General features: G+C 67.4%; 16 protein-coding genes. 11 read left to right on the top strand and 5 right to left on the bottom strand.

Annotated elements, in window-relative coordinates; all coding sequences use genetic code 11:
* Window positions 1–55 precede the first annotated feature (55 nt).
* The 6 genes from LZC94_02960 to LZC94_02935 all read left to right on the top strand — a co-directional run bounded on the left by LZC94_02960 (window position 56) and on the right by LZC94_02935 (window position 9,388).
* A complete protein-coding gene (locus LZC94_02960; GenBank protein ID WXB16241.1) occupies window positions 56–1,138 on the top strand; it encodes a hypothetical protein in 1,083 nt (360 codons plus the stop codon).
* 458 nt (window positions 1,139–1,596) lie between these two features.
* Window positions 1,597–3,015 carry a sigma 54-interacting transcriptional regulator gene (locus LZC94_02955; protein ID WXB16240.1) on the top strand — a complete coding sequence of 473 codons (1,419 nt, stop codon included), beginning with the start codon at window positions 1,597–1,599 and terminating at the stop codon, window positions 3,013–3,015.
* A gap of 33 nt (window positions 3,016–3,048) precedes the next feature.
* Entirely contained in the window at window positions 3,049–6,417 is a 3,369-nt protein-coding gene (locus tag LZC94_02950) for an AAA family ATPase (GenBank protein WXB16239.1), read from the top strand.
* A 162-nt stretch (window positions 6,418–6,579) separates the two neighbouring features.
* Window positions 6,580–7,428 carry a hypothetical protein gene (locus LZC94_02945; GenBank protein ID WXB16238.1) on the top strand — a complete coding sequence of 283 codons (849 nt, stop codon included), beginning with the start codon at window positions 6,580–6,582 and terminating at the stop codon, window positions 7,426–7,428.
* The gene (locus LZC94_02940; GenBank protein WXB16237.1) at window positions 7,425–8,648 is read left to right on the top strand and encodes a YcaO-like family protein; all 1,224 of its coding nucleotides are present in this window, start codon (window positions 7,425–7,427) and stop codon (window positions 8,646–8,648) included. Before LZC94_02945 ends, LZC94_02940 begins: the two co-directional genes overlap by 4 nt.
* Window positions 8,645–9,388, top strand: coding sequence for a hypothetical protein (locus LZC94_02935; GenBank protein ID WXB16236.1), 744 nt, complete (start codon window positions 8,645–8,647; stop codon window positions 9,386–9,388). The genes LZC94_02940 and LZC94_02935 overlap by 4 nt, the downstream gene beginning before the upstream one ends.
* On the opposite strand, the gene LZC94_02930 is transcribed toward LZC94_02935, so the two are convergent.
* Window positions 9,385–13,455, bottom strand: coding sequence for a protein kinase (locus tag LZC94_02930; GenBank protein ID WXB16235.1), 4,071 nt, complete (start codon window positions 13,453–13,455; stop codon window positions 9,385–9,387). The genes LZC94_02935 and LZC94_02930 overlap by 4 nt on opposite strands.
* 333 nt (window positions 13,456–13,788) lie before the next feature.
* On the opposite strand from LZC94_02930, the gene LZC94_02925 reads away from it, so the two are divergent.
* The 3 genes from LZC94_02925 (at window position 13,789) to LZC94_02915 (ending at window position 17,995) form a co-directional block, all read left to right on the top strand.
* Complete coding sequence (locus tag LZC94_02925) at window positions 13,789–14,805, top strand: GlxA family transcriptional regulator (protein ID WXB16234.1); 1,017 nt, start codon at window positions 13,789–13,791, stop codon at window positions 14,803–14,805.
* Window positions 14,806–14,818: 13 nt separating this feature from the next.
* Window positions 14,819–15,286, top strand: a complete 468-nt coding sequence (locus tag LZC94_02920) for a DMT family transporter (GenBank protein WXB16233.1) — start codon at window positions 14,819–14,821, stop codon at window positions 15,284–15,286.
* A gap of 516 nt (window positions 15,287–15,802) precedes the next feature.
* On the top strand, window positions 15,803–17,995 hold the full coding sequence (locus LZC94_02915) for a M1 family metallopeptidase (protein ID WXB16232.1): 2,193 nt from the start codon (window positions 15,803–15,805) through the stop codon (window positions 17,993–17,995).
* Between the two features lie 84 nt (window positions 17,996–18,079).
* On the opposite strand, the gene LZC94_02910 is transcribed toward LZC94_02915, so the two are convergent.
* Window positions 18,080–18,541 (bottom strand): Lrp/AsnC family transcriptional regulator, encoded by a 462-nt coding sequence (locus LZC94_02910; protein WXB16231.1) that lies wholly within the window; start codon window positions 18,539–18,541, stop codon window positions 18,080–18,082.
* 129 nt (window positions 18,542–18,670) lie between these two features.
* Here LZC94_02910 and LZC94_02905 point away from each other — a divergent pair, with 129 nt between their 5' ends.
* Window positions 18,671–19,645 carry a quinone oxidoreductase gene (locus LZC94_02905; protein ID WXB16230.1) on the top strand — a complete coding sequence of 325 codons (975 nt, stop codon included), beginning with the start codon at window positions 18,671–18,673 and terminating at the stop codon, window positions 19,643–19,645.
* A gap of 15 nt (window positions 19,646–19,660) precedes the next feature.
* On the opposite strand, the gene LZC94_02900 is transcribed toward LZC94_02905, so the two are convergent.
* Window positions 19,661–20,194: a nuclear transport factor 2 family protein gene (locus LZC94_02900; GenBank protein ID WXB16229.1), complete on the bottom strand. Its 534-nt coding sequence runs from the start codon at window positions 20,192–20,194 to the stop codon at window positions 19,661–19,663.
* Entirely contained in the window at window positions 20,191–21,747 is a 1,557-nt protein-coding gene (locus LZC94_02895; protein WXB16228.1) for a nuclear transport factor 2 family protein, read from the bottom strand. Before LZC94_02895 ends, LZC94_02900 begins: the two co-directional genes overlap by 4 nt.
* Window positions 21,748–21,883: 136 nt before the next feature.
* Between LZC94_02895 and LZC94_02890 the strand changes: the two genes are divergently transcribed.
* Window positions 21,884–22,774: an AraC family transcriptional regulator gene (locus LZC94_02890; GenBank protein ID WXB16227.1), complete on the top strand. Its 891-nt coding sequence runs from the start codon at window positions 21,884–21,886 to the stop codon at window positions 22,772–22,774.
* Here LZC94_02890 and LZC94_02885 read toward each other — a convergent pair.
* The gene (locus tag LZC94_02885; GenBank protein ID WXB16226.1) at window positions 22,767–23,315 is read right to left on the bottom strand and encodes an OmpA family protein; all 549 of its coding nucleotides are present in this window, start codon (window positions 23,313–23,315) and stop codon (window positions 22,767–22,769) included. The genes LZC94_02890 and LZC94_02885 overlap by 8 nt on opposite strands.
* Between the last annotated feature and the right edge of the window lie 45 nt (window positions 23,316–23,360).

Below are 23,360 nucleotides of genomic sequence, written 5' to 3'. Positions count from 1 at the left end.
TTCTCCCGATCTGCGCTTCGGCATGCCGGCTGCTTGAGGGCAGCCTGAGAACACCGTGCCGACCCATCGAGGCGCGGACAATCCAAAAGGGAGAAGCGTTATGGCAATCTGCTCAGGTCTCTTGGTACGTGACAACTTCGCCGACACCGGCACCGTCCCCTCGACGGGTACGATTTGGACTTCGCCCGACATCATCCCTTACGGGCAAGATGTCCTATCATCGGCGCAGGCCGTGTCGACCTACAAAGGGCCTGATATCGGCCGGCCCGTCGTCAATAATCTCAACAACAACATTTATGTGCGCTGCCGGAATGTCTCCAACCATACCATGACCGGCAACGTCAATCTTTATTACGCGAACTCCTCGCTGTTCCTGTTGCCCAACACGTGGACACAGTTGAAGGTGCCCACGGTCAACAACGCCTTCGTCACCGCCTCGGGGCCCGCTCCGAGCACCAGCATCCCGGAGGGCATCATCGGCATGGTGCAAGCGCCCTTCAACCTCTCCCATGTGCCGCCGGAGCATCATTTTTGCTTCATCGCCGTGGTGAACGACAACAACGTGCCATTCCCGATACCCGCGAAGTTTGCCAGCAATGCCGCATTTGCAAGTTGGGTGGCCAGCAACCCCAGCGTGGCGTGGCGCAATATCGTGCTCTGCGCCGGCTCCAACTCCAATGTCACGTCGTATCAGACCTTTGGCAACTGCAACCCCATCGCCAGCACCTTCATCTTTTCCATGGTGGGCAAGAACCTGCCCCCCGGCACGACGTGGCAGGCGCATTGCGCCGACAAACGGCTGCCCCAGGCCTTCTCGGCGAGCGGCACGTTCTCGACTTCGGGCACCGCCAGCTTGCAGATGGAGGTGCCCCCCAATATTGGCGGCGGCAATCCTTTGCTGACCATGGCCTTTACGTACACCGCGCCGGGTGGCCAGGCTTTCCCCAAAAATGCCGTGGTCACGGTCACCTATTACCAAGTTCCGACGGTCTTCGAACAATCGCCCCAGCTCGTGGAAGAGGAAAAGCACGTCGTTCGCGATCACGTCGTGGCCGCGCCGGATGGCGGCGATTCGGGTTTCGCGACCATGCAATTGCTTTTGCTCGGCTCGGTCGAGGTGCAGCCGACCTTTACATAATCCGTATGGCGTAAGCATCGCGCGAGGTCGTAGAAGGAAGCGCGCGCAGGCCAAGGATCGTGGCGCGCGCTCTTCTTCGCTTTGGAACGTCCGCGCCGGCTCGAAGGCGCGGCATCACCGTGGGCTCGGCGGCGATCTCTTGCCGTTCGCCGGCTCGATGAAGGCATGCGATGCGCCCTCGCTCGCGCGGCGTGCGCGACGGGAGCGTCGTCGGTGCGAACGCGTGCGCGACCGGATCGTTCGCGAGAGCGGCGAAGATGTACGAAGAACCTCTGCGCGCGCTTTGCGAGCTTGCCAAGGTGAGGACGTGTCCGTGTCGTTAATCCAACTGCGATGTCCAATCGTGATCATTGGCCGTAAGCGAATCGCGGAGCCTGGACCCGTGCGCGCGGCGCGCGTATCCTCCGCACGCGATGGCGTCGTTTCGACCCGTACCATCCGATCCACATACGGAGCCGGTGAACTCGACGTTCGTGCGGACGCGCCGGCGCGATCTGGTGCCATCGCGACGCGCTGCGCTGCTGCTCATTCATCGCGTCGGCATCGAGGTGAGGGATCTCACCGAGGGCGAGCCCCTCACCGTAGGCCGCGACACACCTGCAGACGTGTGCGTGCACGATCCCACGTTGTCGCGCGTCCACGCGCGCTTTCGCCTCATCGGCGATGCGGGCATCGAAGTCGACGATCTGGGGTCGACCAATGGCACGTGGCTCTCGGGCCGGCGCATCGAGCGCGCGACCCTCGCGGTGGGGGACGAGGTCATGCTGGGCGGCGTGCTCGCGCGCGTCCGCTTCATCGGCAGCGCGGCGACCGGCGCGGGCGCGCGGGAAGAGAGCGCCGATCTGGTCGCCGGGCCCGCGATGACCACGCTGCTCCGGATGGCGCGGCAAGTCGCCCACGGGCGGATTTCGGTGCTCCTGCGCGGCGAGACGGGGACCGGCAAAGAGGTGCTGGCGCGCTACATCCATGACCATGGCACCGCGCGCGACGAGCCCATGATCTGCATCAACTGCGGCGCGATCCCCAAGGAGCTCGTCGAGAGCACCTTCTTCGGGCACGAGCGCGGCGCGTTTACCGGGGCTCACCAGGGGCGCCCCGGGGTGTTCGAGAGCGCCGGCGCGGGCACCATCCTGCTCGACGAGATCGGCGAGCTGCCGCTGCCCGCGCAGGTCGCGCTCCTGCGCGTGCTCGAGGAGCGTCGCGTTTGCCGTGTCGGCAGCACGCGCGAGATCGCGGTGAGCGCGCGGGTGATCGCGGCCACGCACCGGGATCTGCAAGCGATGGTCGAGGCGCAGACGTTTCGCGCCGACCTTTACTTCCGACTGAGCGCCGTGACCCTCGACATTCCACCTCTGCGCCAGCGCCGCGAGGACATCGAGCCGCTGGCGCGCCAATTTCTGCGCGCGTCGAACCTCACCCACGGGCGCGCCATCGAAGACATCACGCCGCGCGCGCTGGCCTGCTTGAACGAGTACCCTTGGTCGGGAAACGTGCGTGAGCTGCACAATGTCATCGAACGCGCCGTGGTGCTCGCGGTGACCGATGTCATCGACGTAGGCGATTTGCCCGAGCGGCTCGTTCAACATGGGCAAGCGGGCGAGGACGAGCCACGGGCGATGCCTCCGCAGGCGATGTCTCCGCAGGCGATGTCTCCGCGGGCCATGGAGTCGTCCTTCCCCCGCGCGCCCGCGCGTGGTGAGCCCTCGTCGGTAAGCGCGGGCTTGCGCGAGCGGGTGCAGGCGTACGAGAAGGAAGTCATCCGCGAAGCGCTGGCCGCGACCGGCGGCAACCGCACCGAGGCGGCGCGGCGATTGGGCATGCCGGTGCGCACGCTGTCTTACAAAATCAAAGCTTTCGGCATCGGCGAGGACGGCTGACGGTCGCCCGCCGGCCGGTTCAGGGAGACTCTCATGCTGCAGAACATTGGACCCTACCGCGTCCAAGAGGTGCTCGGCCGGGGCGGTATGGCGGTCGTCTATCGCGGGGAGCACGAACGCACCGGCGCCCAAGTCGCGATCAAGCGGGTGGCGCGCGTCGCCATGCCGTTCGTGGCCAGCATCCGGCGCGAGCTGCATGCGCTTGCGCGCGTATCCCATCCGGGTGTCGTGGCCATCGTGGACCATGGGATGCTCGATGGTCTGCCGTGGTACGCCATGGAGCTCCTGTCCGGGCGCACCTTGCGCGCTCTTTACGAGGAGCGCGGCGAGACGCGGCCGATCGAGCTTCTTGCGCCGCTGTGCGAGCCGCTGGCGATTTTGCACGCGGCGGGCATCGTGCATGGCGATCTCAAGCCGGAGAACGTCATCGTCACGCCCGATCGTGGGCCGGTGGTGGTCGACTTTGGCATCGCCGCGAGCTTCGCGGGCGCGGGCGGACGCGAGCACTTGGCGGCCATGGTCGACACGGCGGGCACCCCCGCGTACATGTCCCCGGAGCAGATTCGCGGTGAGCCGCTCGACGCGCGCTCCGACTTGTACGCGCTCGGCTGCATGCTCTACGAGTGCGTGCTCGGACGGCCGCCGTTCATCGGCACCGCGGCCGAGATCCTCGATCAGCACCTCCACGCGGCGCCCAAAGCACCGTCGCTCTGGGGCGCGCCGGTGTCGCGTGAGCTGGAGTCGCTCATCTTCCGGCTGCTCGCCAAGCGCGCCTCCGATCGCGTCGGCTACGCCGAGGACGTGGCGGCGATCCTGCGGGGCTTGGGCATCGCCGGCGCGCCCGCGCCGGGCGTCGGCGCACATGGATCGAGCGCCGGCGCGCCGGACGCCGCACCTGCGCCGCGCACCGGCGCACCTGTGGCCCGCGAGCGATCCACGCCTTATCCCACGTATCTCTATCGCTCCGACATCATCGGGCGCGACGAGCATCTGCGCCGCGCCGATGCTGCGCTCGACGCGCTCGCGCAAAGCCGACGCGGTGGCGCCGTGTTCATCGTCGGGGAGAGCGGCGTCGGCAAGACGCGCCTCGGCATCGAGATCGCACGCCGCGCCGAGCAGCGCGGGATGACCGTCGTCGCGGGGCATGGTCGATCGCCCTCGGAGGCAGACGCGCCGCCGCTGCATCCGTTCGCGCCGCTCGTGAGCGAGGCCGTCGATCGCGGTCGCGCCGGGGGCGAGGCCGCGCATGCTCCGTCATGGGACGAGCGCACCGCCGTGCTGGCGCCCTACTTCGCCGATCTGGCGGCGCACGTGAGCGGCGCGCCCGAGCTACCACAGCTGCCGCTCGACGCCGCGCGTGCGCGCGTGCTCGATGCGATGAGCGACCTGGCGAGCGAGGTTGCGGCCGCCGCCCCCTTGGTGCTCGTGCTCGATGACGTGCAGTGGGCCGATGAGTTGTCGCTGGCGCTGCTCGGCCGGTTCGACCTCGCGGCGCAGGCCGAGCGCGGCATCCTGTGCGTCGCGCTCGTTCGCGTCGAGGGGATCGAGCGCGTCGAGCCCGTAATGCGCACCATGAACGCACCGCGATGGGATCTGGAGCGCCTGGGCCGAGAGGACGTGGCCGCCATGGTCGCGGGCATGCTCGCCGTCCCCTTCGTGCCGCGCACCTGGGTGGATTACCTGGTCGACGCCTCCGCCGGCAACCCGTTCTTCCTCACCGAGTACCTGCGCGCCGCCGCCTCGGCGGGGCTCTTATCGCGCCGCGGCGATGGCCGCTGGTCGCTGCAGCCGCTCGAAGAGGCGCCCGACGATCCCATCGCCCCTTCGCCGGCCATCGAGGCGATCATCGCCCGACGCATCGAGGGTCTCGCCCCGGACGAGCGCGGCCTGCTCGCGGCGGCGGCCGTGCTCGGCCGGGTGTTCGCCGGCGAGGTGGCGGCGCTCACCGCGGACCTCGACCTACGCGCCGCGCTCGACGCCCTGGTCGTGCTCGAGACGCGTCAGATCCTCGAAGAGGCGCCGCGCGGCGAGCTTCGCTTCGTGCACGACCGCATTCACCAGGTGGCCTATGCCCAACTCTCGAACGACGCGCGGCGCGCGTTGCATGGCCGCGCCGCGAACGCGATCGCCGCCCTGCACCCCTCCGATCCCACCGTGCATGCGCCGCTCGGCCGGCACTACGCGGGGGCGGGAGAGCACGCGCGCGCGGGCCATCACTACCGCGCCGCCGCGCAGCACGCCGAATCCATCTACGCCAACGAACAGGCGCTCGCGCTTTACCACGCGGCCGTCGAGCAGGCCGGCGCGGGCGACGCGGACCCCGCGCTCTTGGCCGACCTCTGGACGTGCATCGGAGAGATGGAGCAGCGCGCCGGCCGCGCGACGGCGGCGCACGCGGCGTACGCGCGCGCCCTCGCGAACGAAGGACCGCCCTCGCGCGCGCAAAGGGCCGCCCTCCACCGCCGGCAAGGGAGCACCTGGGAGCTGCGGCACGACCACCGCGCGGCGCTCGCATGCTACGCCGAGGCGGAGCGCTGCCTCGGCGAGGCCCCCGAAGATCCCGACCCCAGCGCCACCGCGTGGTGGAGGGAGTGGGTGCAGCTCGAGATCGAGCGCATCTCCATTCACTATTGGGCCGCCGATCTGGAGGCGCTGGACGCGGTGGTGGAGCGCCTCGGCCCCGTGGTCGATCGACGCGGCTCGGCCGCGCAGCGCGCGCGCTTCTTTGCGTCGCTGGTGCAGCGCAACGTGCGCCGCGAGCGCTACCGGCCTTCGCCGAGCACCGTCACCTTCGCGCGCCGCTGCCTGGACGCCTTCGCCGAGACGGAGGACCGGGTGCTGACCGCCACCGCGCGCTTCACCCTGGGGGCCGTCTTGCTTTGGTGCGACGAGCTCGCGCCGGCCGAGGTTTGCTTGACCGCGGCGCTCGACGAAGCCGAGCAAATGCGCAGCCTGCCGCTGCAATGCCGTTGCCTCGCGTACCTGACGGTCCTGTGCCGCCGGCAGCGCGATCCCGACGCGACGCGGGGCATGGCTTGGCAGTGCCAGTCGATCGCCACGAGCACCCAGATGACCGAGTACGTCGGGATCGCCCAATCGAACCTCGGCTGGGTGCACCTGCAAGAGGGCAGCTTGGACGAGGCCGAGGCGCTCTGCCGCGCCGCGCTCACCGCGTGGCGCGGCCTCGCGCTGGCGCACCCGTTCGAATGGCTCGCGCGTCTGCCGCTGCTCGCGCTCGAAATCCCCGACGACGAAGCCCGGCAGCACGCCCGCGCGCTCCTCGCCCCCTCCCAACAATGTCTGCCGGCAGCGCTCGAGGCCACCCTCGTCCGCGTCGCCGAACGAGGCCGCGATCTCGCGGGCGAGGCGCTCGCCGTCGGAGAGCAGCTCGGGTTCGTTTAGGCCAACGCGTTTGCACGCACGCGCTGCCCGAACGCACGCGGCATAAGAAGCATACCCGGCATACGAAGCACATAAACATACGACACGCACGCGACATACCCGGCGCATGAAACATAGGAAGCGCACGGATCCGGAAACCAGAAAACCAAAAGGACAAGAGCCATGAAATTCGAGTCGACCCCCAACCCCAGCCCTCAGAGCCCCCCCGTTCCCGTGCGGTGGATCGTCGGTCTGGACGCAGCAGCGGGGCACGTGAGCTGGAGCGCGGATCCCCCCGAGGTCGTGGAGATCACGGACCAGACCCAGGATGACGCCACGGCCTCCGCCTGGCTGACGCCAAAGCTATCGGGGAAGGCGCGCATTACGGTGCAGCAAGAGGGCGCTGATCCCATATCCCGTTATGTTTGGGTGGGCGTATTGTGGCAGCTGCAATCCTGGCCGCCCGCGAGGGCGCGGCGAGACGACCTCCAAGGTGGCCCGGGCGCCGTGGTATCCCGTCGACTGCGCGGCCTATGGTCTCAAACCGCGGAGATGGTCGCGAGCTCGGGGCGCCCGGATCACGACCTCCTGTGGTCTCCGGCGGGCCGTTGCTTCGTATTCAATCCCACGATATCCCATCCATCCGAAATTACGTATTGGGGCGCCGGCGGCGAGCCCCAGGCCATCGCCGGCCCCGATCCCGTACCCCAGGGTCGAGACTATGGCGGCGCCGCGATGTATACGAAGACCGGCGATCATTTGTGGATCGTGGGCGCCGAAAACTGGACCCCCTACACGAGCCCTCCGGGCCCGTCCGATCTGGTCGATCGCATCTGGGGTGAGCTCAACGAAGAGCGAAAGGCGCTCGTCGCCTGGGCCCCCCAGTACCTGGCGACGCTCTCGGGGAAGCCCGAGACCCTCGGCACCTTCGTGACCTGCTTCATCCTCAACCTCGATTTGCTCGACGATCTGCTCGAAAACAGCGGGACGCGTCGCGACCAACTGCAAGAAATTCCGCTCAAGAAACTATGAAAGGCTTCTTCGCCGGGACGCACCGCACGGTCGCGCCGGAGGTCACCTTGGCGCGTGTTCGGCCGCTCATGCCGGTGCTCGGTATTACGCGCATCGCCAATGTCACCGGCCTCGACACCATTGGCCTGCCGGTGGTGATGGTGACCCGCCCCAACGCCAAATCGCTCTCCGTCGCGCAGGGAAAAGGCGCGACCCTCGCGGCCGCGCAGGCATCGGGGCTGATGGAGGCCGTCGAATCGCACCACGCCGAGAACATCACCTTGCCGTTGAAGCTCGCCAGCTACAAGCAGCTCGGCTTCGGCCACCGGCTCATCGATGTCGCCGAATTGCCGCGCTATGCGCAAGGCTCATTTCATGGCGACCAGCGCACGCTCTGGATCGAAGGCGTCGATTTGCAGGACGGCGGGCCGCGCTGGCTCCCCTTTGCGCTCGTGCACACCGACTTCACCTTGCCGCTCCCGCCCGGAAGCGGCACCTTCCTCATGAGCAGCAGCGGGCTCGCCTCGGGCAATCACCTGCTCGAAGCGATGTGCCATGGTCTGTGCGAGCTCATCGAGCGCGACGCCGTCACCCTCTGGCGCGTGCTCCCCCTCGAGGCCCGCCGCGCCACCCGAGTCGATCTGGACACGGTCGACGATGCCCTCTGCCGGGACGTGCTGGAACGCTACGCGCGCGCCGGCATCGCCGTGACCGTCTGGGACGCGACCAGCGATATCGGAGTCGCAACGTTTCATGCCATCATCGTCGACCGCGAGCCCAATCCCCAGCGGCGCATCGGCCCCATGGGGGGAATGGGTTGCCACCCCTCGCGCAGCATCGCCCTGCTCCGCGCGCTCACCGAGGCCGCGCAGAGCCGGCTGACCATCATCGCCGGCGCGCGCGACGACGTCTTTACCCAACAGCTCGCGCCTGACACCTATTTGCAGGCGCTCCACCGCTCTCACGACGAGGCCACCGCGCCCGGCCCCCGCGCATCGTTTGCCGCCACCCCATCGCAGGACCACGAGCGGTTCGAGGACGATCTGGGCTGGATCCTCGAACGACTGCAGAGCCGCGGCCTCACGGAAGCGGTGGCGGTGAACTTGACCAAGCCGGAGCTCGGGGTCCCCGTGGTTCGCGTGGTGGTACCCGGATTGGAGGCGCTCAACGACCTTCCAGGCTATTGTCCCGGGCGGCGCGCGCGCGCCCTGCTCGACCGCCGCACCCCAGGTGTCGCATGACGATTCCCATCTTTTGCGGACCAACGCTGTACGGCGCCGAAGTCGGCCCCGACATCGAGCTCTTGCCGCCTGCCAAGCAGGGCGATCTCTATCGGGCGGCCAAACGAGGTGCGCCCGCCATCGGCTTGATCGACGGCTGCTTCGATCAAGCTCCGGCGGTCGCCCACAAGGAGATCCTCTGGGCCATGGCGCGCGGCATCCACGTCTTTGGCGCGAGCAGCATGGGCGCCCTGCGAGCCGCCGAGCTGGAGGCGTTCGGCATGGAGGGCGTCGGCGCCATTTTCGCGCAGTACCGCGATGGAACGCTCGAGGACGACGATGACGTCGCCGTCGCGCACGCGACCGCCGAACATGGCTATCGCCCGCTGTCGGAGGCGATGGTCAACATCCGCGCGACGTTCGCCGCCGCAGCGAGCGAGGGCGTCATCCAACCCGATACGCACCACGCCCTCGTGCAGATCGCAAAAGCGCTCTTCTACGAGGAGCGCCGTTACCCGCTCATCCTGGCCATCGCCGAACGACAATCCATATCGCCCGCCGACGTGCGCGCGCTGCGCGACTTCTTGCCCGCCGGCCGCGTGGATTTGAAGCGCCGCGACGCGCTCGCGCTCCTTACGCGGATGGCGGAACACCCGCGCACCGGCCCCGAAGCCAAAAAGGTGCGCTACGTGTTTTCGCACACGGAGGCGTGGGAGTCGCTCCGGCGCCGCATCGAGGCCGAGGGCCCGCCCCCGGCCTAAAGACGGGCGAGCAGCTCCCGCGCCTGCCGGACGTCGAGCGTATCGAACCCCTCGGTGAACCGCGCGAGCACGGGCGCGAGCAGCTCCCGCGCCTCCGCGGCCCGTGATTGGTTCATCAAGAGGCGCGCGTAGCTGGACGCGACCCGCAGCTCCAAGGACAGCGCGCGCTGCCGGCGCGCGACGGCGAGGCCGCGCTCGAAGGCCTCCCGCGCGACGGCGGTATCGGCCCCCATCGAGAGCGCGACCTCCCCGCGAAAACGATGGAGATCGGCTTCACGCTGGCGCTCGCCGGTGGTGGCGATGGCCGACTCCATCTCGTCCAACGTGCGCGTGGCGTCGGCCCATGCGCCCGAGCGCCATTGGGCCTCCGCCAGCGCCGCGAGGAAGACGGTGAACCCTGCGCGGGCGTTGCCGTTTCGGTAGTCGGTGAGGCCCTCCTCGAGATCGTCGACGGCCCCGTGCACGTCGGTGGCCATCCGCGACCAACCTCGTCCGACCTTCGTTTGCGGGAGGAGCTCGTACTGCTCCGAAATGAGGCAACACTCGTCCCACGCGCGGCGCGTGAGGTCGTACTCACCGCGGTAGGCGTGGCAGCTGCCCAGCTGGTTCATCGCAATCAAGAGGCTGAAAGGGTGCTCGACCCGCCGCGCGAGCGCCACCGCGGCGCGCGATTGTTCGATGGCCCGATCGGGCTCGCCCAAAAACCATAACACCCAGCCGAGGAACATCGTAAAGCTGACGCCCGGATCGAAGCCGGAGCGCATACACACCTTCCGATGCTTTCGAATATCGTAGAGCCCGAGCCCCACCTCCAGACATTCGCGCGCCGCGGCGAAGTCGCCCAGAAATGTGAGGCATGGCCCGAGCGCGGCGCGCGCGAGGAGCCTCATCTCGTCGTAGCCGGATTGATCCGCGAGCGCGACCAGCTCCCGCCCGATGTCGGCGGCGGCGCTGATGTGGCCCGCCATCAGGTAGAATTGACTTAGGCCGAACATCGATTGAAACGGCTGAGCGCCGCCGGCCCGCGTGCGCGGGGCGAGCTCCCGCACGCGCGCATAAGGCACTTGCACCTCCGGGGCGACCGCCCCTTTGGCGGCGATGAGCACGATGCCGCGTGAGAGCTGCAGCGCGAGCTCGCGCCGATCCCTGGATTCGCTCTCCGGGAGCATTTGCAATTGCGCGATCGCGCGCTCGTAGTGCGTCGCCGCGTCGGCGTTGGCCAAGCGCTCGGCGGCGCGCGCGCCGGCCTTCTCGAAGTAGGTGACGGCCTGCTCGCGATGACCGGCCTCCATGAAATGGGTCGCCACGATCTCGGGGTTTTGCTCGGCGATGCTCGGGAAATGCTCGACCAGCACGTCGGCTGCGCGAAGATGGACATGGCGCCGATCGTTCTTGACGAGCGACTGATAGGCGGCCTCCCGAACGAGCGCGTGCTTGAACGCATACGCCGTCGCCGCGCCCTGCGCCTGCCGGCGGAGTATGCCCGTCTCCACCAGCTGCATGAGCCCGATGCGCAAGGTCGCATCCTCGAGCCCCGAGACCATCCCGATCACGTCGTACGTGGCGTCGGGGCCGAGCACGGCGACCACGCGCGCCACGTCCTGTCCCACCATCGGCAGCGCGCCGAGCCGAGCGCGCAGGACCCCCTCGAGGGTGGCGGGGATGATGCCGGACGCGAAGGCATCGAAGGTCGAAACGTGACCTCGCTCGCGGGCGTCGTGCAGGGCCTCGGCCACGCTTCGCGTGAGCTCCTCCACGAAGAGAGGCACGCCCTCGGTCCGGTGCACGAGCTGCTCGACCAACGGCGCCGGCAGATCGCGACCCTGGCTCGTAAACGCGATCATGGCGCCGGTCTGCCCGGGCGAGAGCCTCTCCAAGGCGATGCGATGCAGGTGCGAGCAGCGCGGCCACGGGGGGTGAAACTCGGGCCGGGCGGTGACGATCACCAAGAGGCGCGCGGCGACCATGCGGCCGAGGAGCACGTCGAGCAGATCGATGCTCGACGTATCGCTCCAGTGCGCGTCCTCCACGATCAGGACCAGGGGTTCGCGCGCGGCCATGTGCTCGAGGAAGGTCACGAGCATGCTCTGCAAGCGCTTTCGAAGCAGGGCCGGGCTCGCGAGCAAGGGCGGGTAGCGCTCGCCGGTTGGGATCCCCAAGACCCGAGCGAGCAGCGGGACGTGATCGGAGAGCGAGAGCGCGCACTCCGTCAAGGCGCCCTCGAGGAGCGCGATCTTCGCGTCGGCCGGTGCGTCGCGGCGGAACCCCGTTTTGCGCAAGAGTCCTTCGAGGATGGGCTCGAGCGCGCTGTTCTGGAGGTGAGGCCAGCATTGGCATCGCACGACGCCAATCTCGTGGGGCGAGTCGGCCGCCGTTCGCTCCAAGTAGTGCGCGACGATACGCGATTTGCCAATGCCCGCTTCGCCGACGATCGATACGAACTGGCCTTTTCCGGACTTCACCTTATCGGCGAGCCCTTGCAGCGTTTGGAGCTCGCGCTCGCGGCCGACCAAGGGGGTCAAGGCGTCGCCGGGGACGGCATCGAAGCGGGTGATCTTCGGTTGCAGAACGCGGTAGTGGCGCACGGCCCGCGTCTTTCCCTCGGGCAACGTCTCCCCGCGCGGCTCGAGCTCGAAGGTGCGCCGCACCAGCGCCTCGGTGTCTTGCTCGATCAAGATTTCGCCTCGCCCGGCGCGCCGTTCGAGCCAGCTCGCCAGATCGAGCGCGGCGGCTTGGAGGCCCACCTGCGCGGCGCGCTCCGTGTGCGTCGCGATCGAGGGGCTGGTGGCGACGCCGACCTTCGCGCCGCCCCTCGCCTGCATGGCGTCGATGATGAGCGAGGCGGCGCGCAGCGCGCGCGGTGCGTTGTCCTCGTGCGCCACCGGATAACCGAAGCACGCGAGGAAGCGCGGACCGAGGAGCGACAACACCGTCCCTTCGAGCTCGGTCACCACGGTCGTACAAACGTCGAAGAAGTCTTCGAGCGATCCGGCCATCTCCTCGAGCCCCACCCCCGGTAGCTCCGGCGAGCCATCGAGCGCGCACGATAGGATGGTCACCTGCCGCATTTCGAGCTTCGGGCGAACCCGGCCCCCCGTCTGGTCGCTCTGGGTGCGCATCACCTGCGAGAGGGCGACCTCCAGCTTGACCAGCGCATCGAGCAGCTCGTCGGCCGTGCCGAAGCGTTCGGCGGCGTTCTTCTTCATGGCCCGCTGCGCGATCCGTTCGGCCTCCTCCGGGATCTCGGGGCGGAGCGCGCGCAAGGAGGGCGCCTCCTCGGACGAGGTGATGGCGTCGCGAAGCTCGTGAATGTCGTCGCCGTCGAAGGGTGCGTCGCCGGTGAGCAGCTCGAAGAACACGACCCCGGCCGCCCAGAGATCCGTGCGCGAGTCTTGCACCTCGCCCATCCATTGTTCGGGGGACATGTAGCGCGGTGTACCCCAGCGACCCCCGTGCATGGCGCTGGGCCCTCCCATCACGGTGGCCACGCCGAAGTCGAGGATCTTCGCCGTGCCGTCCTTGGTGATGAAGACGTTGCTCGGCTTGAGATCGCGGTGAAGGATGCCCGCGCGGTGCGCTTGCCCGAGCCCTTTTGCGATATCGATCATGATGCGGACGACGCACCGGGCATCCACGCCGCCGTCGCGCAACACATCGTCGAGCGGGCGCCCCTCCAGGTGCTCCATCACCAAAAAGGGCACACCGCGATCCGCGCCCATGTCGAACAGACGCACGATGTTCTCATGATTGAGCCGCGCACACGCACGCGCCTCGAGCTGGAGGCGCTCGAGCCCATCGGTGGTGCTGAGCGCCTCATTGATGAGAAACTTGATGGCGACGTGACGATCGAGCACCGCGTCGCGCGCGAGAAACACGACGGACATTCCGCCGCCGCCCAAGCGCTCGAGGAGCTCGAAGCGCTTTCCATCGGCTCCCCCCAGGAGCCAACCCGGGGTCGGCTCGATCGGCGGGGACGTCGCCGACGTGAGGGTCGAATCGCGGCCGGCGGGGCGCGGGCGAGCGGTAATGGTATGCGACAACGTATCGGCTCGATTATTCGATTTCATGGCTTATGAGCTCGGATTTCATTCGAATCGCGATATGTCACTTCGTCTACGAGGCAGCGCGCACATGAAATGAGCTGCCATTTCGCACGCGATGCGCGCGGCGTACGGGATGCACCGACAATGCCAGTCCATTCGAGGCTCTTGCGCCCCAGAGGCCGTTGAAATTCGGCCTTGCCCGCGCATGGCCCGTGCGCGACCCGTACCTGTGTACCGCGCGCGGTGTACCAGGCATCGGTACAGCACCGACCTTCGAAGCCCTCGCGAACCGCCCTGTCCTCTTTTGCGCGTTTTTTGGCTTTGCCCACCCGAAGCGCAAGGACTACGAATCCCCGTGTGGCCCTTCGCGAACCCAAAAGCGACCTCCCACGGCAACCGAGCACGACGGGTCGCCGCATCGCGGTCGTCGTCTACCCGGGGGCGCCGCTCCTGGACGTGACGAACACGCTCGAGGTCTTTGCGCGCGCCAACCAACGATTCATCGCCATGGCGAGCCGCCCTCCCTACGCGGTGGACCTGGTGGGCCCCGCAAAAGGCCCCGTCGCGACATCGATCGGCGTCCCCATCGTCGCGTCGCACGGCGTGGGCGAGGCCGACGGCCCCTACGATACCCTGCTCCTCGCGGGCGGAGAGTCGATTCACCTGGCCGCGCGCGACATGCCCCTCCGCGATTGGATCCGCCGCATGGCCGCGGGCTCCCGGAGAGTGGGCGCCATATGCCGCGGCGTATTTGCCCTCGCCGAGAGCGGCGTCCTCGCGGGGCGCCGCGCCACCACCCACTGGGCGTGGTGCGCCGAGCTCGCGGCCCGATATCCCGATATCGCCGTCGAACCGGAGCCCGTGTTCGTGCGCGACGGCTCCATTTATACGTCGGCCGGCGTCTCGGCCGCGCTCGATCTCGCGCTGGCCTTCGTGGAAGACGATCACGGTCGTCAATTGGCGCTGGAGCTCGCGCGCGAGCTGGTGCTCTACGTGCAGCGAAGCGCGGGGCAGCCTCAGATCAGCGCGCTGCTCTCGACCCAGCTCGCGACGCGCTCCCCCATTCGGGCGCTCCAAGCTTGGATCCTCGAGAACCTGGACGAGGATCTCTCGGTGCCCACCCTCGCGCGCCGCATGGGCATGAGCCCCCGCAATTTCAGCCGCGTCTTCGCGCGCGAAGTCGGGCGCACGCCGCGGCAGTTCGTCGAAAAGGTCCGCATCGAGGCCGCGCGGCGGCTCCTGGAGGAGACGGAGTACGGCATCGATGCCGTCGCCGCGCGGGTGGGGTTCACGAACACGAGCACGTTGCGCCGTGAGTTCTCCGGCGAGCTCGGGATCTCTCCAAGAAACTATCGACGCAATACGCAGCACTGAAACGGAGAATTCAATGCACTCTCTTTTATTTCGCCTCCTCACGGTGGGCGTCGGGGGCCTCATCAGCCTTCATCTCGCCATGAGCGGACGCGTGGGCGCCGAGCTCACCGCCGTGCGCGCGGGGATGGCTGGCCTGGCCGCGGCCAATGCGCTCTTCTGGGCCGTCGGCGCCATCACCGCGTGGACCGCATTTTTCTTCCTCGGCGGCGGCTCGCCGGCCGAATACCTCGCCGCCGCGCCCAAGCCGCTCCTCTCGGCCGGCGCGATTGGAGCCAGCATCGTATTTGCAGTTTCGTTCCTCGTCCCCGGCCGGGTCGGCGGCGCGGGCGCGGGCTTCACCTGCCTGGTCGTGGGGCAAGTGCTGATGGGCCTTCTCCTCGCGCATTTCGGCGCGCTCGGCTCGGTGACCGATCCCTTCTCGCTCCGCAAGCTCGCCGGCGTCGCCCTCGTCCTCGCGGGCGCTTGGCTCACCCAGCGGTGACTCACCCAGCGGTGACTCACCCAGCGGTGATCACGCGCGCAGTGATGACGGCCGCACGAGCGCCAGCGGCAGCATTGTTATGCGCACATCGATCGCAGGCGCATTCTTTCTGATTCAGAAAAGAAACAGATTCGAAGAAAGCGGCACCAAGGAACCGAACGCGCGAGTTGCCCTTTCCAGGGATGGAATTTGCGCGAGCAAAAATGGCTCCGCGATCGAGCCTTATCGATTGATTTGCATTTGCGCGATACGCCCACCATGGTATGAGCGAAATCGCAACGACGAGCCTCGCGCAAATCGACGTTCGAACGGCAGCCGATCCCCGGACCACGAGGGCGCGTGAATTCGTTGTCGCCTTGGCGCCCATTCACTCGATGTGATGGCGCCTTGGATCGGGACATCGACGACATGGTATCGGCGGGAATGGTCCATGAGCCGTTCCTGCATTCATCGAGCTTCGAGCTCATGCGGATCCGCCGGCGCCGCCAACCGCCGACGACCAAGGACGATGCCGCTATGAAATTGCTCTTCAAGCCCATCATCACCAAAGTTGCCGTCACCACCTTGGCGCTATCGCCCATCGCCGCGTGCAGCGGCTCGGACGACTCGTTCGGCTCCGGGCTCCAAGGCGCGGGCAGCACCAACCCACCGACCTCGACGCGACATCCAAGCGCCGATTGCCCAGGCGCCCCCGGCAAACCAGGCGGCGGGCCGGGCGACCTGCCCGCCATCGACAAATCGGCCAAGCCGATGGAGTTGCCCGATACGGTCTGGCCGAAGAATTACAAATTATGGTTCCGGCCGGACGCGGCCCTCAAGACGTTCATCGGTCGAGCCGATGTGGAGATCGAGGTGCGCAAGCCGGTCGACGCCATCACCGTCGCCGCCCATGGCATCACCTTCGCGCGCGACCGCAGCACCCTTCGCAATCGGTCGAATCCGTCCAAGGCGATCCCGCTGATCCCCACCCCGCAAACCTTGGGGGATCTGGTGCAACTGCGGTTGAACAGCGGCCAGATCGCGCCGGGCACGTACCAGCTCCATATGGAATGGGACGGCAAGATCCAGTTTTCGGACGCGGAGTACTGTCCGCCCGAAGAAGTCGTTCGCAATCCGTTCTGCTCGGCGGCGACGGGTATTTTCAAGGTTGGGCTCTCGACCCCCGAGGGCGTGAGCAGCGATGCCATCGTCACACAGGGCGAAACCAACTATGCGCGCCAGTGGTTCCCGGGCTGGGACGAACCGGCCTTTCGTCTGACCTTCGAGGTCACCGCCGAGGTGCCGGGCGAATGGAAGGCCGTGTCGAACGGTGCTTCCCTGCCCCCCATCAAACTTCCGGACGGCTACCAGCAGGTGTCGTTCGAAAAGACCCCGGCAATGCCGTCTTATTTGCTCTTCTTCGGCGGCGGCAAATTCGATGTCCTCGAAGAGGATCTCACCAGCCCGCTGGACGGCAGCCTCGTTCGCCTTCGCTGGTTCACGCCGCCCGGTCGTTCGAGCTGGGCCAGCTTTGCCATGCAGTGGACCAAAGAGGTCACGGCATATTACTACAAGTACACCAACGCCCCGCTGCCCTTCAAAAAGCTCGATACGATCGCGGCGAACGACAGCTACAACAACAAGCCACGAACCAGCTTCAGCGGCATGGAAAACTGGGCCGCGATCTTCGAGAACGCCGACCGGGTGCTGACCAAACCGGGTGATACGCCAACGCGGGGCACCGTAAGCTTGATCACCCACGAGCTGGCACACCAATGGTTCGGAGATCTGGTGACACCTGACTGGTGGGACAACGTTTGGCTCAACGAGTCGTTCGCCACCTGGTTCGCCAACCGCACCATGATCCAGTTTCACCCCGAGTATTACACCTTTACGGACTACGTGAACGGCAAGGTCCCCGTGTTCGACGCGGACGTCCTCGCGACCGCCCTACCGGTGCAGCGCAACCTGAGCGACGCCGGCTCCTTTGGCTTCTTCCGGCCGTCGGTCTTCGTTTACACCAAGGGCAATTACGTCCTGCAAACCTTGGAGAATTATCTGGGCGCCGAGGGCATGCGGAAGGGCCTGCAGATCTATTTGAAGGATTACGGCTTTGGCAATGGCACGCCGGAGCGTCTATGGCGTTCGCTGGAGCAAGGCAGCGGCAAGAAGGTGGCCGCCATCGGCGATAGCTTCATCCGCCAGACGGGCATGCCGCTGGTCACCCTCGACACGGAGTGCGTGGGCCGAACGACCCATGTCTCCATTGCGCAGCAGGCGTTTCCCAATCAAAACGCCTACCCCGCGTCGAGGTGGAACGTTCCGCTGACGATCGCCTACGGCGACACCCTGAAGGAGCGCAAGACCATCGTTCTCACGGAGGGCGGCACGCGAATCGAATTGCCGGGTTGCACCGCGGTGGTGGCCAACCCAACGGGCCTGGACTACTACGTATCCAACTACAGCGGTCCGGCCTGGAGCCATTTGCTCGCCAAGGTGCAGTCGGTCGCCAGCAACAAACCGTTGCTGACGAACATCGTCAACGATGCGACCCGCTTGTTGGCCGCCCGCCTCATTTCGCAGGCGCAGTTCGATCAAATCAAGAACGTGATCAACTTGCCCGCCCCGTTGCAGGCGGACACCCTGAACGCGCTCGAGGATGCGCACAATCCGCCCCACCCCTTGCACTATCGGGGCGAAATGAAGCTGCGCGAAAATCCGCAGCCGTAGCACCTCCGGCAACGGCCATCGTCGCCCTGGCGGATCGACCCTCGACGATATGCCATTGCGAGGGCCGACTCCGCCGGCGGCGCTTTAATGCATTTGCTCCGGCCCGTCGAGGTGGGTGCGCAGCACGGGGACCGCGGTGACGGTGAGGATGCCCGCGGTGGCCCCGATGCGCTCGCGCAGATCGTTCAGCGCAGCGAGATCGGCGACGCGCACGGAGAGGATCACGTCCATTGGCCCCGAGACATGGTGGCAGGACTCGACCTCGGGATATCCGGTGAGCGACGGAATGATCCGCGCGCAGGGGCGCCCTTCGATTCGAACGAGGAGAAACGCCTTGACCCCCGGCCGCTCGACCGGATCGGACAGCTCGACGGTGAAGCGTTTGATGATGCCATCGCGGACGAGGCGCGCGAGGCGATCTTGCACCGTGCTGCGCGACACGCGCAGCGCACGGGCGAGCGACAGGATGGGTTGTCGGCCATCGCGGCGCAGCATCTCGATGAGATCGCGATCCAAGGCGTCGACGTCGTCGCTCTTTTTGTTCATCCTGGCTCCATGGTCTCACGTTCATGGGGCCCGGTGCAGACTTCGTCAAATCGACTGCTCGCTGGACATTTTGCAGCCTCGAGTCCGGCGCGGCGCGCGCCTACGGTTCCTGCGAAAGGAGTCTGCGCGATGGCGAACGTGGTTCGTATTCATGAGTACGGAGGGCCCGAGGTGCTGCAGGTGCACGAAGCAGCCGTGGGCCGGCCCGGGCCCAACGAGGTCCGGCTGCGGCAAACGGTGATCGGGCTCAATTTCGTCGAGGTGTACTTTCGCCGCGGGACCTTCGAGGTGCCGCGACTTCCGCAGGTGCTCGGGAACGAGGCGGCCGGCGTGGTCACCGAGGTCGGCGAGGGCGTGACCGATGTTCGCATCGGCGATCGCGTGGTGTACGCGGATGGACCGCTGGGGGCGTATGCGACCGAGCGCCTCTATCCGGCGGATCGGGTGGTGCCCATTCCGGACGCCATCTCCGACGAGCAGGCCGCGACCGTGTTTCTCAAAGGCCTCACGGCGAGGTATTTGCTGAAGGACATCGTTCGATTTTCGCCGGGCGACACCGTTTTGTTCCAAGCGGCCGCCGGCGGCGTGGGCACCATCTTCGCGCGGTGGGCGAAGGCGCTCGGGGTCCGCGTGATCGGAACGGTCTCCCGCGAGGCGAAGGTGACCTTTGCGCGCGAGGCCGGGTGCGACGCCGTCATCGATCGCAGCCGCGAGGACATCGGCGAGCGCGTGGCCGCCTTGACCGACGGGCGCGGCGTGAAGGCTGCGTTCGACGCCGTAGGCAAAGATACGTTCCGCGCATCGCTCGCCGCCCTTGCGCCGCGCGGAACATTGGTGACCTTCGGCAAAGCCTCGGGCGATCCCGAGCCCATCGCGCCCTTCGAGCTCGCCGCGCGCTCCCTCGCGCTCACCTGGCCGATCCTCCCCGTGTACACGGCCACCCGCGACGAGCTCCTCGCCGCCGCGCGCGATCTGTTCGATGCCGTGGCCCGTGGTCAGGTCCCTGCGCGTCCGAGCCGCAGCTATGCCTTCGACGAAATCGTCGAGGCGCACCGCGACTTGGAGAGCGGCCGCACCGTGGGCGCCGCCGTCCTTCGCGTTTGAGCGCGACGGCGACCGCTATGGCGCCGTGCCCTTCGGCCCGAAGGCATTTCGAAATACGATGGGGTCGAAATACTCGATGTACTCGATGATCTTTTCGCCCTGAAAGATGAACACCCCGGCGTACGTATTGTCGTAACGGCCGCCGGCGCGAAGCTCGATATCGCCGCGAAAGGTCACGAAGAGCCGATCGGGATCGACCATGTCGTGGATGACCAAGTCGGGGTAGCGGCCGTAAACGAAGTTCGTCGGCATTCCGCTGTATTGACGGGAGATGGCCGCGCGGCCCTCGAGCTTGGGGGGGAGAAGATCCGCCGGTGCGTACGGCATGGTCTGCACGCCGTCTTCGGCGAAGAGATCCACCGCACCGGCGATGTCGAACGCCTCCAAGCGCGAGAAGTAACTTCGAATGGCCTCGCGGTGCGCGTTTCGGCGTTGGTCGTCGTTCATGCGGCCCTCCGAGGAGGAGTCGTCGTTGGTGCAGCACGGAAGGGTGATCATGGCCGCCAGCAAAAGGGCGACCGCGCCCGAGCATCGCCAAATGAAGCTCATCGCGACCTCGGTGCGAGGGTTCGCTGCAGATGCTCCGCCGCCGAGCCCGCGGCTCGATCCACGGTGCGGGGCTCGTCGTAAAAGTCGAACTGCGAGGGTCCGGATATCCATTGGACGTCGTGCGGCGCCGTCAACCCGGCCGCGAACCGCCGCACGCCGTCGGGGATGGCCGCGCCCTCGCTATGCACGATGCGGATGGGCACCCGAACGCGCGGGGCCTCGCGAATGGGGTCGAAGCCGAGCCACCCCGGCCACGACATGACCGCAAAGCGATTGCCCCATTGGGGAATACCGCCCCGCGCCGCGCTCAAGTAATAATCGAAGTTCCCCATGGCCGCCGCGGGATCGGTGGCGCTGGCCGCCGGCACGTACGAGACACGTTGGCTCGCGCGGTATTCGCGCTCGGCCGCGCTCCCCGCCTCCGTGCGTGCCTTCACGCCCTCTTCGCCGCCGTAGACGGTGCGCACCAGCTCCGAATCGTGCAACCACGGCGCGATGAGGACCAATGAGCGCACCCGCGGATCGTCCGCCGAGGCGATGACCGCATAGCCCGCGCTCGCGCACACCGCCACCGCGCCGATGCGTCCCGGGTCCACCGCCGGAAATGCCGACAAGGCATTTACCGCCGCACGAATATCCTCGATCTTGTTCTCCGGAGATTCGAAATACCGCGGTACACGCGCCGCGTTCGCGTCCGGCTCTCCGGCGCTGCGCGCGGGCGCGCTATCGGACGCAGGCACGCTCTCGCCGAACCCGCGGAAGTCGAAGGTGAGCGCTGCAAAGCCGGCGGCCGCGAGGCGCTCCGCGTAGAGCGCGGGCATTTGTTCTTTCACCGTCGTCCACGAACCCGTGACGACCACCGCGGGCCATCGCGTGCTCGCGGGCGCGTTGGCCGGCAGCCTCAAAACGCCGACCAGGCGGGTGCCGCGGCTGTCGAACGCGACGTGCTCCACGCGAAACTTCGCGGGCTCGGGCGGCGGCAGGTCTGCGCGGGCGCGGGCTTGATCGAGCAGTTGCGCATTGCCGATGGATTCGCCCGGGATCATCCGCATTCGGGAGACCTTCCAGCCGCGGGGGGTGCGCACCAGCTCGTGCTCGTAGCGCCCGGCGAGCACCCAGGTGTCGCCGCCCGGGGCGCCCTGCAGCCGGTGGGTGGCGCGAAAGGCGGATTTCACGCGCGCCAAATCGGTATCGACCCAGGCGATGGCGACGTCCGAGAGGACGTGCTCCGTCGCATCGAACGCGCCCAACAGAGGCCGCCAGCGGGCCACGATCTCCTCCGGCAGCAGAAGATCGGGGGTCCCGTAGTCGAGGACCACGCGCGCCGCAAAGGCGTCTTGCACTTCGGCCCAGCGGCGCAGGTCGGCGCCGCGGGCGATGGTCTCGACCGCGGCGGTGATGGCCTTGCGGTCGGCGTCCTTGGGATCGGCCGCGGCATCGCCCGCCGGAGGCGATGTGGAGCCGCACCCCGCGAGGGCGAGCGAACCCGAGAGAAGGGAGAGCCCCGAGAGGCCCAACATCGAGGCAAGCAAATGCAGTTTCGAGCGAATCATGTCCGTCTCCTGGCGACGAATGTGCGCCGGAGCCCGCGGGTCGATTTGAACGATGCTGCTCCAAACGTTTGAACGATCCTGACGCGAACGCGGCCGCGTCGCTTGATGGGACGATGGCGACGCGGTAATCCAAGGCATGGGCCTGCGCAGCGCCATTCCCTTCTTCGATGGCTCGTCCGGATCGCGGGTCGACGCGCTGGAACATGCGGACATGATCCGCTCGCGCGCATGGCCGGGGCTCGTCGTCGAGGCGGGCACCAACGACCGCTGGGACGTCGACGAAATCGGCGTTCGCGATCATTTCGTGTCGCTCAACACCGACGAGCACCCGCTCGCGTTCTCCGTCAAACGCGGAAAGGGCTTTCGCCGCGTGGTCATGCCGCCCGGCTCCGTCTGGTTCTGCCCGGCCGGTGAGAGCTTCTCGCACCGCGTGCAGCAGCCTTGCGGCTTTCTCCTGGCGAGCCTTCGCCCGGCGAGCCTCGCCCAATTGGCGGGAGACGACGGATTGCGCTTCGAGCGCGGCTACGCCATTTCGAGCCCCAAGCTCGAACACGTTCTGCGCGCGCTCGGCGCCGAAATGAACGACGGCGGCATCCACGGCTCGGCCCTCGCCGATGCGCTCACGACCGCGTTGGCTATCTGCCTGGTCGAAACATTCGCCGAGAGGACGCCCGATCGGGTCGGCCCGAGCCTCTCACCGCACGCGCTCGCCCGGGTGCGCGACAAGATCGACGCGGAGCTGGGCTCCGAGCTCACCGTCTCGAGCCTCGCCGGCGAGGCCGGTCTCAGCCCTGCCCACTTTACGCGCGCCTTCAAAGCATGCACGGGACTGCCGCCGTATCGCTACATCGTGGCGCGGCGCCTGGAGAAGGCCCGGGTGGCGTTGCAGCTCCCGGGCGCGCGCGTGCTGGAAATCGCGCTTCGTTTCGGCTTTGCCGACCAGGCTCACTTCACGCGCATGTTTCGCCAGCGATTCGGCGTCACGCCGGGCGCCATCGCCCATGGCCCGCGGTCCGACCTCACATGAGCGCGATGTCGACGCGCCGATCGCGGGCCCAGCTGGACTCGTCGGTGCCCGTTGCATCGAGCTTGCCGCGGGAGGTCGCCACGATCTTCGATTTGGCGACGCCCAGCTGCGTGAGGTAGCTGCCCACGCTCTCGGCGCGGTGCTCGCCGAGCGCGAAGTTGTACTCGGTTTCGCCCCGGGCATCGGCGCGGCCGGTGAGTTGGAGTGAACGGCCCTTGAGCGGCCCGGTGGTCACGCATTTGGCGACTTGATCGAGCACCTCGCGATCCTGGGGAAGAAGAGAGCTCTGCTCCAAATCGAACTTCGGCGCGCTATCGACTTTGTTGATGACGATGTTGCACGCGGCCATGATGTCCCCAGATATAGACACGGCCGAGCCATTGAACGCGGGCGGCGCCTTCGTTTCGGGGGCGGGGGCCGTGCGGGCGACGGGTGCCATGGCCGGCGGTGGGTTCTGCTGCTCATGTGCGCAGCCTCCGGCGAACACGCCGAGAAGGGAGACGCCGAACATCGGCAGGACAAAGCACGAACGAATCTTCATGGGAGCCTCCGTTGTCGTTCCGAGAGTCAATCGGTGGACATGCCA

This window comes from Sorangiineae bacterium MSr11954, assembly GCA_037157815.1.
Taxonomy (GTDB): domain Bacteria; phylum Myxococcota_A; class Polyangia; order Polyangiales; family Polyangiaceae; genus Pendulispora; species Pendulispora albinea.
Note: the sequence above shows the minus strand (reverse complement) of the source record. Positions and strands in the feature narration are given on the sequence as shown.